The following is a 12,090-nucleotide window of genomic DNA, read 5'->3' as shown; positions in this document are numbered from 1 at the left end:
TTTTGTTGTCAGTTTTTAGTTGACAGTTGTTTGTTATTTGTATTATTTAAAAGTTGATTTTGCCATTGTTAGAAACTAACAACCACAAATCAACTAAATTAATTCTCTTGGATCTGTTACTACACCTTTAATTGCCGCTGCTGCTGCAACTAACGGACTAGCAAGTAAAGTTCTGGAACCTGGACCTTGACGTCCTTCAAAGTTTCTATTAGAGGTGCTTACTGCATATTTTCCAGCAGGCACTTTATCATCATTCATCGCTAAACATGCAGAACAACCAGGTTGTCTTAATACAAATCCAGCTTCAGTAATGATATCTAAAATACCTTCTTCCTTAATTTTATCTTCTACTTCGTGAGAACCAGGAACTAACCAAGCAGTAACATGATCTGCCTTTTGTTTTCCCTTAACTATAGAGGCAAATGCTCTAAAATCTTCAATTCTGCCATTTGTACAGCTTCCTAAGAAAACATAATCAATCTTTTTACCAAGCATAGAATCATTTTCTTCATAGCCCATGTAATCTAAAGACTTTTTGTACGTAGCAACACCACCTTCAACAGCATCTGCATTAGGTATGTTGCTCGAAATACCTATTCCCATACCAGGATTTGTACCATAAGTAATCATGGGTTCTATATCACTAGCTAAGAAAGTTAATTCTTTATCAAAGGTTGCACCGTCTTCTGTTTTTAAGGTTTTCCAATGGACTACAGCTGCATCCCAAGCGTCACCTTTTGGAGATAGCGGCTTGTCTTTTAAATATTCGAAAGTAGTTTCATCTGGAGCAATCATACCACCACGAGCACCCATCTCAATAGATAAGTTACAAACCGTCATACGGCCTTCCATAGTCATATTTTCAAAAACATCACCTGCGTATTCTACAAAATACCCTGTAGCACCAGAAGTTGTTAATTTTGAAATAATATAGAGCGCTACATCTTTAGACGTCACGCCTTTTCCTAATTGCCCATTTACATTAATGCGCATTTTTTTAGGTTTTGGTTGCATGATACATTGTGTAGATAATACCATTTCAACTTCAGAGGTTCCAATACCAAAAGCAATGGCTCCAAATGCGCCGTGAGTAGATGTATGCGAGTCACCACAAACTATAGTGGCTCCAGGAAACGTAATACCGTTTTCGGGACCTACCACGTGTACAATGCCATTCTTTTTATGACCAAGCCCCCAATGGCTAATACCATATTCGTTAGAGTTATCTTCTAAAGCCTTTAATTGATTTGCAGATAACGGATCTTCAACTGGTAAATGTTGATTTATAGTTGGTGTATTATGATCGGCAGTAGCAAATGTACGCTCTGGGTACAATACGCTTAAACCTCTATTCTTTAAGCCTAAAAAAGCCACAGGACTTGTTACTTCGTGTATAAAATGACGATCAATAAAGAATACGTCTGGTCCGCCTTCAATCTTTCTTACAACATGCGAATCCCACACTTTGTCAAATAATGATTTACTCATAAAATATTTTAAATTTAATGTATTGAACTCATCTTGACTTTTACTATTTCCTAAAAAATGGCTAAAATTCGTCCATATTTTGTTACTTTTATTATCCGTAGCGATGCTATGCCTTTCAAAAAGTGCCTTATCTGGACATATTTTATCTCATTTTCGATTAAACACAAAAAGTCAAGATGAGTTCATTGTATATTTAGTAGAGCAAATTTATAAAAAACTGCTTTTTATTGCAGTCTTTTAAGTGTAGAAGATACTTTGCTATTAAATTTTTATAAAATCACTAACAAATAACTCATTCTTTGAATTAAATGCAATAAAATATTAAAATAGCTTAATAATTTTAAAAAGAGATATCAAAGCAAGGTTTGTTGTTTGTTTTCATTAGGAATTTTAAGGGTATATCCTAATTCGCTATTTAGTTTTTTTATAAAATAAGAAGACAGTAAAGGAGACTCTTTTTCTATATTTTGATGAATAAAAAAGTTAATTTCTTTAATTCCGGAATCTTTCCAAAATTTTAATCGTTTCACCCAATCATCTAAGCGAGAATAGTCCGTTTCATGATTGGCGCCTACGTATCTAACAAAAGCAGTAGCATTGGTTAAGCGCATATGCATTAAATCCCGTCTGCCCGCAGTATCTACAATAACATTAGAGATATTATTTTCTTCTAATAGTTGGTATAATTCTTTAGATACGGAAGCATCGTTATACCAGTTGGTATGTCTAAACTCCATAGCCAATGGGATTTCTTTCGGCCAATTTTCCACAAAAGTAATAACTCTATTAAAGTCTTTAGGAGCAAAATTACTATGCATTTGTAAGAAGATGGTTCCTAATTTTTCTTTTAAATTAGAAGCATTGTATAAATAATCCTGAACAATAGCTTGAGTTTCATTTAATCGTTTCCAATGACTTATTTCCTGATTTAGCTTAGGAAAGAATTTAAATCCCGAAGGTGTTTTATCATACCAAGTAGCAAATTGTTCTGCTGGGAAAATTCTATAAAATGTAGCATTTAGTTCGATGGCGTTGAATTGTCTTGAATAATATGCTAACTCATCTTTAGTGCCTCTAGGATAAAACCCTTTAAGGTCTGCCCTATTCCACTTAGCGCAACCCACATAAATTTCAGGAATGTTGTCATCTTTTATTTTACTTAATACGTTATTGGTATCTAAATGATCTTTAGGTAAAGTAAAATCAATTATTTCAGGGTTATCTACACTTCCAAATTTCATATAATTTTGATTCTTTTTATTAGCTAGAGGTCATTCATATAAAATACATTGAAGTTTTAAATTTCAGATATGAACTCATCTTGAGCTTTAATGGTATATTTATTTAATCAAAAGTAAATATTTTGAGAGTATTTTCAGTGTTTTTATCGTAAATACCAATAAACCTCAAAATGACACATGAAATTCACTTCTTTTTCACTTCTATTTCTTCAAAAAAAAGAACCATAACTTTGACTATGCTTAGATTTTTTGACTTATCTAAGCAAAAAATAATTCAAATTATTTATGAGTCATTTTGAAATTTAATTGGTATAATAACAAAAATTTAACAACAGTGTCTAGAATATTTTATATATTTGGAACGTTCATTTCAAATAGATATGCCAAAAGTAGAAACATTCGATAAAGAGTTGGTCTTAAAAAAGGCCACTGATGTCTTTCATGAAAAAGGCTTTAATGCCACATCTATGCAAGACTTAGTAGAGGCTACTGCTCTTAATAGATCGAGTATTTATAACTCTTTTGGAAGTAAACTAGATTTGTTTTTAGAATGCTTAAAATCTTACCAAGATTTTTACACTATAAAAATTTCTGAGACATTACATAAGGGGCAAAACGCTTTACACGCCATAGAACTTCTTTTTGAATTTTATTTAAATGAAATTATTAGTGACAAAGAAGATAAAGGGTGCTTGATTACTAATTGTACTTCCGAAATGGCCAATCAAGAGACATCTATTATTAATTTTTTGAGTTCCAATCAGAGTTCTTTTATAGAATTATTAGAAGCATTAGTGAGTAAAGGCCAGAAGGAATCTACTATTAATCTTAATAGAACCCCTAATGAATATGCTTTGTATTTATTTTCATCCATACAAGGTTTTAGAACGACAGGTATTTTGATATCTAATAAAAAAGACTTACAAACTATTGTAAAGACTATTATACAAACATTAAATTAATTTTTTTTTAATCCTATTTGGAACGATTGTTTCAAATAAAATATGCAAATCATGAGTAAATTGAAAAACAAAGTCGCTATTATAACGGGCGCAAACAGTGGAATTGGCTTAGCTTCAGCCAAATTATTTTTAAAAGAAGGCGCAAAAGTAGTTCTTTCGGGAAGACGACAAGAAGCGTTAGATGAAGTAGCAGAAACTCTAGAGGGTGATTTTATTACTGTTCTGGCCGATGTATCAAAACCAGAAGATAATGTTAGGCTTATAAAAGAAGCAACGAATGCCTATGGAAAGATTGATATATTATTTTTAAATGCAGGAATCGCTCCTATTGCTCCTATCACAGAAGTTGATGAAAATCATTATGATGACATTTTTAATATCAATGTTAAAGGTCCCATTTTGGCTACAAAAGAAGCTTTACCACATTTAAATGATGGAGGGACCATATTGTTTACGGGCTCTATTGTAAATCAAAAAGGGTTTGATGGTTTTGGAGTATACTCTGCTAGTAAAGGCGCATTACGTGCTTTCTCAAAAGTATTGACTTCTGAAGTGAAATCTAGAGGAATACGTGTAAACACACTTGCTCCTGGACCAATAGACACTCCTATTTATGGAAAAATGGGCTTACCAGAGGACGTGTTAGAGGAAACAGGAAAAGGCTTTGCAGCTATGGTGCCTTTAGGCCGTTTTGGTACTTCTGAAGAAATAGCGAAAACAGCTTTGTTCTTGGCTTCTGAAGATGCTTCTTATATAAATGGTGTTGAATTAGAGATTGATGGTGGACTAAGTCAGATTTAATCAAAAAACTCTTCAAGGCTAAACCCTCAAGGAATTATTTTTATTTAAAAGACTGAAAATGAATGTTTTCGGTCTTTTTGTTAATAAACTCGTTAACAATTATGAGGGGTGCTATAATTTTTGAGGTTTAATAATCTATATTTTTATCAAAACCAATATCATGAACACAAGACAATTTAACCTAAAAAGTATTCGTCCAGAAGTTCTTTCTACTACTATTAATGATACTATGAGTAGTGATGAGCGTTTTCAAAATTTAGTTTTAAGACCAGTTGCAAAGTTACAAAGTGATTTGTTAGTTGCTGTTTTTAAAAATTATGTTGTGAAACATAAATCGGTTTTTTTTGATTTATCTATTGAGAAGCGCTTAATCTATATTGAAAATGCCATTCAAAGAGATATGAAATTTAGAAATTCTTTAAAAGGTATGATTATTGGACAATTTACTGTTGAAGAATACCTGTTATACATTAAAAATTCATCTGCTTTAAATAAACGGATGATGCGTATCGTTAAAGAACAATTATTAAATAACATTCAACTTTTAGAAAAACCAGAATTACTTGCGGCTGTTTAGTTGAAAACAATTAAGATAGATCTATCTAAAAAGTTGAAACGACCTGTCATTACGAGGAGAGAAGCGACGTGGTAATCTTTTAAATTAAAACTAAAAATGAACTTCCCCGAAGCTCTGCCTTTAAACCCTTCAAATTAATTTAGGTTATAGTAGCCATATTACTATATTAAAATTCGTGCAAGCGTTTTTATTACATCAAGTGAAATTTGTAGTAATTTTTTTATTGAAGTGATTTAAACTTTTTACACTAAAGTGTTGGTAATCGGTTTATTATCCATATCTATACTGGAGAGGTTCAATCTTGACTTGTACTTATCTAAAACAGGTGAGAAAATACATATCTTACCTATTATTTATATAAAAATGAATGTTTTCTATTAAATTGTTGATTTTATGCAAATTACCTTGAATATTTTTTGACTGATAAACGAATTTTTTGTTGTTAAAACGTAAAATAGATAGTGGTTTATCATACCCTTTTATTTCTCCCAAATCGGAAGGATTAATGCTTGTCATAAGCTTGGTAAGGGTATCTATTTTACTTTCGGAAATGGTTATTTCTTGGATGCCTTTTTTATTAACATTATCAATGCCATTATAGATGACGTTTCCGTTTTTAAAAATCCATAAATCGTAAACAGGGCAATTCCCTAAACAACGCCCTTTAGATAAGCTTATTAAAGAGCTTTCGGTATCTATTATTTGTGTTTTTTTACTTGTTTTACAAGAGGCTATTAAAATCATTGTTATTAATATTATATTAAGTAGGGTGTTTTTCATGTTTAGGGCTTTTAATTATTATTATGAAAATGTAAGAAAGACTTACAGCTTTAAAACCCGCTTTGTTACAACGATCAACCAAACTTATAACTAATTAAATTTTAATGAGAACTAGCACAGTGTAATTTGCCAGGTTTTCCTATAGTATTAGCTTGTTTCCAACTGCCAGCTTCTGGTAAAAAGTTATGACTAGATTTAGCTTTTATACTGTTTTTGGATGTGTTACTAATATTGCCTCTTATATAGTTTCTTAATTCTACAAAATTTGAGTAAGTATACATAAGCTTCAACTTTTGTTCTGCTATAGTATTTCCATTAGCACCTCCATTTCTGGTTACAAAAACGGCAAATACTTCAGCACTATCTTCTCCTGGGTTTGTAGAGGCATATTGGGTTAAAAATCTATTTTTATGTTTTGTATAGAAAGCGTCTCTTTTGGTTTCGTCTTCTCCTGCACTATTAAACTCTCCCCAAATATCTTTCCAAAATTTGTTGTAGGATTGGTTTATAAATGATGCTTCTTTAGCACAACCTTCACCTGTATAAAAGTTAGAACAATCACTTTCATTTATGCTAGAATTTACTTGGTTTTTATCTAAAGTTAAAATATGTCCAAATTCATGTATTATTGTATAAGCTAATTCACCGTTTTTATTAAAGCCTCCATCGTAAGCAAAATCAATAGCTATACCCATTTTCCAAGTCGATAAATCTTTAGAGCTTTCAAAAACAAACCCAGCAGAACCACTAGTTTCGCCACTATAGAGTATAAATTCACTAATTCGATTTCGATGACTTAAAGGGATAATCTTTTTTACTAAAGCCCAAATTTCTTGATGTTTTTTAGTGTCTTTTTGAAGCTCTAAATTTTTGCCAGTAACATTATAAGTTTTTAGTTTCACTAAATCTTCACCATTTATTGTAAATGAAATAATTTCACCGTCTTCTCCATTTTGATTATTATTTTCTTCAGTTTTCTCTTCGGCTTTCTTTTCAACTTTTTCATCAAAAATACTATCGTCTTTATTACAAGAAGTAAAGGCTATTAATAAAGAAAAAAGCAACGCAACTAATTTTATATTTAAATATTTCATAATTTTCTGTTTGTTATAGGTAAACAGCTAAAAAATAAAACACCCTACTTTTTCATTAATTTTTTTTTAGATTTGAGCATAAATGGTAAAACATAATAGTTGTCACAAATGAGCCCCAAAATAAAATCTGTTTGCGAACAAGAAAACTATGAGCTTCTTTTTAATAGTCACTCTGAAGCTCTAAGGAATTTCATTTATTATAAATGCGGTGATTTACAACAAGCTGAAGATTTAGTACAAGATGCTTTTATAAAACTTTGGAATAACTGTGCCAAAGTAATTTTTGAAAAAGCCAAATCGTATTTATATACGATAACAAAAAATGCTTTTTTTAATGAAGTAGCTCATAAAAAAGTGGTCTTAGAGCATCAAGTACATTTAGTGACAGATAGAACAAACGAAACCCCTGAATATATATTAGAAGAACAGGAGTTTATGCTAAAATTAAAAAGGGTAATAGCAGATTTACCTGAAAAACAACGCGAAGTTTTTTTATTAAGTAGAATAGATAAAAAGAAATATTCTGAAATTTCTGAGCTTTTAGGAATTTCTGTTAAAGCTGTAGAAAAGAGGATGAGTCAAGCTTTAGTAATATTGAGAGAAAAAATAGGAGATATTTAAGTTAAAAGTAGGGTAAGAGAAAAGATAGATGTTTTAGTAGTAGAATGAAATTTTAATACAGTGGAAAAACAATACACAGACGATACATTTTTAGCACGATGGATTTCTGGAGATCTTTCAGATAAAGAGCTTGATGCTTTTAAAAAGTCTGAAGACTATAAGAGGTTTGAAAAAATTAATGAAGGCTCTCAAAAGCTTACAGTGCCTGCATATAATAAGGAGGGCGCTTTAAACAAACTGCGAGAACAATTAAACATCCAAAAAGAAGAATCAAAAGTTATAAAACTAATACCAAGTTGGGTATATAGTGCTGCGGCTGTATTGGTGATTGCGTTTGGAATATTCTTTTTTATAAATAATTCGTCATCACACTATCAAACAGGGTTTAGTGAACAATTAGCGGTAACACTTCCTGATAATTCTAAAGTACAGCTTAATGCAAATTCTCAATTAGATTTTAATTCAAAAACTTGGAAAGAGCAAAGAGAAGTAAGATTAGTTGGAGAAGCTTTCTTTGATGTAGAAAAAGGAATGACTTTTAAAGTAATTACTAGTGTTGGAACAATTGAAGTGTTAGGAACCGAGTTTAATGTTATTGCAAGACAAGCTTATTTTGAGGTACAGTGTCATGAAGGCCGTGTACAAGTTAAAAGTAGTAGTAATGAAGTAGTAATCTTAACTCCTGGAAAAGCTTTTAGAATTGCAAATACAGAGAAAGAAGAGTGGACATTTACCGAAACAAATCCAACATGGTTACAAGGTGAAACAACTTTTAAAAATGCACCATTAAAGCAAGTTATTCAAGCATTAGAAAACCAATTTAAAGTATCTTTTGATGTTTCAAAAATTGATACTAAACAAAAATTTACAGGAGGGTTTCCTCATAAAAATTTAAAGGTAGCACTAAAGTCAGTGTTTACTTCTATGAATATTTTATATACGATTAAAGACGAAAACAAGATAATTCTCGTTAATAAAAGCAATAAAAAATAGAGAAGCTGTAAGAATTTAGTAATATTGCTTCTTCATAAATTCTTGCTAGAAGTATATGAAATTCAAATTAACCATTTTAATTTTCCTATTCTCATTAACAATGATGTCTCAAAAAAAGACATCATTGTTGTTTAATAACACACCGTTAAATGAAGTAATTATCGAACTTGAGAAGAAATTTGATATAAAGATCTCTTTCAATTCAGAATTAATCAATAATCAAGTCATTAGTTTTAGAAAAGAAGACACTTTATTAAAAGATGTTATTAATGCTATTGAAGGGCAAATAAATATTGCTTTTGAAAAGGTTACAGAGCGTTATTACATTCTTAAAAGACAAGCCGTAATAGATTTATCTCAAACACAAAATCTTGATGAAGTTGTTATTAGCGAATATCTTACATCTGGAATTAATAAAAAAAAAGATGGCTCAATATTACTATCCCCAAGTAGTTTAGGGATATTACCTGGTTTAACCGAACCTGATGTATTACAAAGTTTGCAATTATTGCCAGGAGTACAAAGTCCCTCTGAAACGGCTTCAGGGTTATATATTAGAGGTGGTACTCCAGACCAAAACTTGATACTTTGGGACGGTATTAAAATGTATCATTCAGGCCATTTTTTTGGAATGATTTCGGCATTTAACCCATACATTACTAAAGATGTAAAACTTTATACTAGTGGCACACGAGCAAAGTATGGTAATAGAATTTCTGGAGTCATAGATATCACCTCATCAAATAAAATACCTAAAAAAACAGAAGGTGGTATGGGTTTTAATATGACTCATGTCGATGCTTATTTAAAAACGCCTATTAGCGAAAAATTTGCCTTAATAGTATCTGCAAGACGTTCGTTTACAGATTTTATAAATACATTTACATTTAATAATTTAACGAAGCGTGTATTTCAAAATACAAGTATTTCAATAGTCAATAATAACATTGAAGAAGGTGTAAAAACGACGAAAAAAGATCTTTTTTATTTCTCAGATGTTACGCTAAAAGCCATTATTCAACCATCGGTTAAAGATAATATTACTTTTAGCACGCTTTTTACTAAAAATAAACTTAATTATGAGTTTCTTCTTGAAGGTTTTGGAGAAACAAATGATAAATTAGATATTGTTAACCAAGGGTTAAGTTCCACATGGAGTCATCAATATAACAGTGTTTTGTCTCATACTTTTCAAACTTATTATTCAAGATTTAATATAGATTATTTAGGAAAAGAAATTTTTTCGGAAGATGAAAGTACAGAAACCATTAAAAAAAATGAGATAAATGATTTTGGAATTTCGCTTCAAACTGATTTGAAATTGAATTCAAAAAGCACAATACTTGGAGGCTATCAATTTTCTTCAAACAAAGTTGGGTATACATTAGGCTATAAAAATAGTTTGTTTGAAGATAATGGTTATGAAGATACCAAATCAGGAAATAACATAACCAGCGCCTTTTATTTAGAATATCAATATAAAAAACAAAAAAAATGGTATTTAAATTTAGGGTTAAGGGCCAATAATATATCCGTATTAAACATGTTTTTATTAGAGCCAAGAGTCTATTTTGAAAAAAAACTGAGCCCTCATTTTAAAGTTAAATTATCTGCAGAACAAATTAATCAGGCCATAAGTCAAATAGTAGAGTTTAATACTAGTAGTTTTGGTTTAGAAAATCAAATCTGGACATTGGTAGATGGTGAATCAATCCCGTTATTAAAAAGTAATCAGGTATCTGTAGGTTTTAATTTTAATAAAAATGGTTGGAATTTAGATCTGGATTTTTACTCAAAAAATATTACTGGACTTACGTCAGATATTAGAGGATTTAACAATATTAATATAAATTTTTCTGAAGGAAAAAGTGATGTTTTAGGGGCTGATTTTTTATTAAAAAAGAAAATTGAAAATTATAGAACATGGTTAAGTTATTCTATAATGAAAAATGATTTTGTTTTTGATGATTTAAATGAAGGTAAAAAGTTCCCTGGAAATTTTCATATAGTTCATCAACTAACATGGTCACATACTTATAAATGGAATGCTTTTGATTTTTCTTTAGGATGGAATTTTAGAACAAATACACCATATACAAAAGGATTAAGTATAGATGACGATGGTTTTACAATTAATTATGGACCTATTAACGGCGTACGATTACCCAATTATCACCGTTTAGATTTTTCATCAACCTATAAGTTCAATTTTTCAGAAAACAAAAAATGGAAAGGAAAATTAGGCTTTTCATTACTCAATTTGTACAATAATAAGAGTCTTTTAAGTAGAACATATAAAATCAGACCTATTTTTACAGAAGCAGATGTTACTTATGCTTTGCAAAAAGTTGATAAGATTTCTTTAGGGATTACTCCAAACCTAGTATTTAGGGTAGAATTTTAATTTGTGTAAAATGTGAATTTCTGTGGATGCACCTTCTAATTTAGTGTCAGTTGATGCTAAATGGACTACTCAACCTATAATTCTTCATTAGGTTATTATCAAGCTGTAATTTATTTTAACGGTCACAATTATTATTTCAGTTACCAGGTAAAAGGTGGCATTATTGATTGGGCTTCTTTTTATAGAATTAAACAATAAAATTATTTTACATTATATTTTTTTAGATAAAGAACTACCCGAGGCAAGACCTCGAGGAATTCTTTGGATTAAACAGATTGCCACAACTTTTGTAAAGTCTCGCAATGACATAGACTATTACTCTCTATCTAGAAAGATCATCCCCCATAAAAATGGAAGCTTAAATTAAAGACACGCCATTTAAATCTGTAGTAAGTACATCACTCATATAATTAAAATAAGGTCTGATAGCCTTAAAAGAATCATTTACATTTTTTATAAAATCAGCGTCCAAGACTTCTTTGTCTGTATACTTTTTAGTAAAAATATATTGCTTCTTCTTTATCAAATCAATAGCTTTATGCTCTTTGCTAAAGCCTTTTGGGGCTGTTTTCACCTCGTCTCCAACAAAACGATCTCCCCAAACGCTGTTAAACTTTTTATTTGCTAAAATGTCACGAATTTCACTGTCATCCATTTCAAATTCTTTCCTAATCCGCAATAAATCTGCAGGTGCTGGTTCCCAGAAACCTGTTGCAATAAAACTTTCGTCATTAGGTTGAATATGAAGATAATACCCACCTCTTAATCTTGGTTTTGTTCTACGAAACGAACCACCAAAATGTGTTTTATAAGGGGCTTTGTTTTTTGAAAACCGAACATCTCTATAGATTCTAAACATTTTTAGCTTGTCTACTTCATCATGAGTATTAAGTGCTTCGAAAACTGTGTTATATACTTGTTTAACTTCAGCCTCCATGGTTTTAAATTCTTTTTTCCGTTCGTTAAACCAATCTCTGTTATTGTTTTTTTCTAATTTTTTAAAAAAGTCTAACGCTTCTTTTGGTACTTGTACCCCCATGTCTATTATATTTTTTGAAATTGATTAGTATTAAATTCTTTTAAATAGATTAGTAATCTAGATAGTGTGAGGTAAATTACAAAAATCACT

General features: G+C 30.5%; 11 protein-coding genes. 6 read left to right on the top strand and 5 right to left on the bottom strand.

Features of this window, described 5'->3' with window-relative positions; genetic code table 11:
* Positions 1 to 93 precede the first annotated feature (93 nt).
* Both leuC and Q4Q47_RS16725 read right to left on the bottom strand, forming a co-directional pair.
* Complete coding sequence (leuC, locus tag Q4Q47_RS16730) at positions 94 to 1,488, bottom strand: 3-isopropylmalate dehydratase large subunit (RefSeq protein ID WP_303307783.1); 1,395 nt, start codon at positions 1,486 to 1,488, stop codon at positions 94 to 96.
* 353 nt (positions 1,489 to 1,841) lie between these two features.
* The gene (locus Q4Q47_RS16725) at positions 1,842 to 2,729 is read right to left on the bottom strand and encodes a DUF72 domain-containing protein (RefSeq protein ID WP_303307782.1); all 888 of its coding nucleotides are present in this window, start codon (positions 2,727 to 2,729) and stop codon (positions 1,842 to 1,844) included.
* Between the two features lie 380 nt (positions 2,730 to 3,109).
* Between Q4Q47_RS16725 and Q4Q47_RS16720 the strand changes: the two genes are divergently transcribed.
* The 3 genes from Q4Q47_RS16720 to Q4Q47_RS16710 all read left to right on the top strand — a co-directional run bounded on the left by Q4Q47_RS16720 (position 3,110) and on the right by Q4Q47_RS16710 (position 5,069).
* Positions 3,110 to 3,691, top strand: a complete 582-nt coding sequence (locus Q4Q47_RS16720) for a TetR/AcrR family transcriptional regulator (RefSeq protein WP_303307781.1) — start codon at positions 3,110 to 3,112, stop codon at positions 3,689 to 3,691.
* A gap of 51 nt (positions 3,692 to 3,742) precedes the next feature.
* Positions 3,743 to 4,492: an SDR family NAD(P)-dependent oxidoreductase gene (locus Q4Q47_RS16715; RefSeq protein WP_303307780.1), complete on the top strand. Its 750-nt coding sequence runs from the start codon at positions 3,743 to 3,745 to the stop codon at positions 4,490 to 4,492.
* A 160-nt stretch (positions 4,493 to 4,652) separates the two neighbouring features.
* Complete coding sequence (locus Q4Q47_RS16710; protein ID WP_303307779.1) at positions 4,653 to 5,069, top strand: glyoxalase; 417 nt, start codon at positions 4,653 to 4,655, stop codon at positions 5,067 to 5,069.
* A gap of 342 nt (positions 5,070 to 5,411) precedes the next feature.
* Here the strand turns inward: Q4Q47_RS16710 and Q4Q47_RS16705 are convergent, their stop codons facing one another.
* Positions 5,412 to 5,849, bottom strand: coding sequence for a DUF6438 domain-containing protein (locus Q4Q47_RS16705; protein WP_303307778.1), 438 nt, complete (start codon positions 5,847 to 5,849; stop codon positions 5,412 to 5,414).
* Between the two features lie 101 nt (positions 5,850 to 5,950).
* Positions 5,951 to 6,943, bottom strand: coding sequence for a zinc-binding metallopeptidase (locus Q4Q47_RS16700; protein ID WP_303307777.1), 993 nt, complete (start codon positions 6,941 to 6,943; stop codon positions 5,951 to 5,953).
* Between the two features lie 108 nt (positions 6,944 to 7,051).
* Here Q4Q47_RS16700 and Q4Q47_RS16695 point away from each other — a divergent pair, with 108 nt between their 5' ends.
* Genes Q4Q47_RS16695 through Q4Q47_RS16685 form a run of 3 tightly spaced genes read left to right on the top strand, consistent with a single transcriptional unit; the run spans position 7,052 to position 10,961 of the window.
* Positions 7,052 to 7,564: an RNA polymerase sigma factor gene (locus Q4Q47_RS16695; protein ID WP_303307776.1), complete on the top strand. Its 513-nt coding sequence runs from the start codon at positions 7,052 to 7,054 to the stop codon at positions 7,562 to 7,564.
* A gap of 60 nt (positions 7,565 to 7,624) precedes the next feature.
* Entirely contained in the window at positions 7,625 to 8,557 is a 933-nt protein-coding gene (locus Q4Q47_RS16690) for a FecR family protein (RefSeq protein WP_303307775.1), read from the top strand.
* A 55-nt stretch (positions 8,558 to 8,612) separates the two neighbouring features.
* Complete coding sequence (locus Q4Q47_RS16685) at positions 8,613 to 10,961, top strand: TonB-dependent receptor plug domain-containing protein (protein ID WP_303307774.1); 2,349 nt, start codon at positions 8,613 to 8,615, stop codon at positions 10,959 to 10,961.
* Between the two features lie 358 nt (positions 10,962 to 11,319).
* Here the strand turns inward: Q4Q47_RS16685 and Q4Q47_RS16680 are convergent, their stop codons facing one another.
* Positions 11,320 to 12,000, bottom strand: coding sequence for a DUF2461 domain-containing protein (locus Q4Q47_RS16680; RefSeq protein ID WP_303307773.1), 681 nt, complete (start codon positions 11,998 to 12,000; stop codon positions 11,320 to 11,322).
* Positions 12,001 to 12,090: the final 90 nt, after the last annotated feature.

This window comes from Flavivirga spongiicola (assembly GCF_030540825.1).
Taxonomy (GTDB): Bacteria; Bacteroidota; Bacteroidia; order Flavobacteriales; family Flavobacteriaceae; genus Flavivirga; species Flavivirga spongiicola.
Note: the sequence above shows the minus strand (reverse complement) of the source record. Positions and strands in the feature narration are given on the sequence as shown.

What these genes read in the sequence shown, in the direction of transcription:
- leuC (WP_303307783.1), bottom strand. Translation starts at nt 1,488, where the DNA reads ATGAGTAAATCATTATTTGACAAAGTGTGGGATTCGCATGTTGTAAGA.
- Q4Q47_RS16725 (WP_303307782.1), bottom strand. Translation starts at nt 2,729, where the DNA reads ATGAAATTTGGAAGTGTAGATAACCCTGAAATAATTGATTTTACTTTA.
- Q4Q47_RS16720 (WP_303307781.1), top strand. Translation starts at nt 3,110, where the DNA reads ATGCCAAAAGTAGAAACATTCGATAAAGAGTTGGTCTTAAAAAAGGCC.
- Q4Q47_RS16715 (WP_303307780.1), top strand. Translation starts at nt 3,743, where the DNA reads ATGAGTAAATTGAAAAACAAAGTCGCTATTATAACGGGCGCAAACAGT.
- Q4Q47_RS16710 (WP_303307779.1), top strand. Translation starts at nt 4,653, where the DNA reads ATGAACACAAGACAATTTAACCTAAAAAGTATTCGTCCAGAAGTTCTT.
- Q4Q47_RS16705 (WP_303307778.1), bottom strand. Translation starts at nt 5,849, where the DNA reads ATGAAAAACACCCTACTTAATATAATATTAATAACAATGATTTTAATA.
- Q4Q47_RS16700 (WP_303307777.1), bottom strand. Translation starts at nt 6,943, where the DNA reads ATGAAATATTTAAATATAAAATTAGTTGCGTTGCTTTTTTCTTTATTA.
- Q4Q47_RS16695 (WP_303307776.1), top strand. Translation starts at nt 7,052, where the DNA reads ATGAGCCCCAAAATAAAATCTGTTTGCGAACAAGAAAACTATGAGCTT.
- Q4Q47_RS16685 (WP_303307774.1), top strand. Translation starts at nt 8,613, where the DNA reads ATGAAATTCAAATTAACCATTTTAATTTTCCTATTCTCATTAACAATG.
- Q4Q47_RS16680 (WP_303307773.1), bottom strand. Translation starts at nt 12,000, where the DNA reads ATGGGGGTACAAGTACCAAAAGAAGCGTTAGACTTTTTTAAAAAATTA.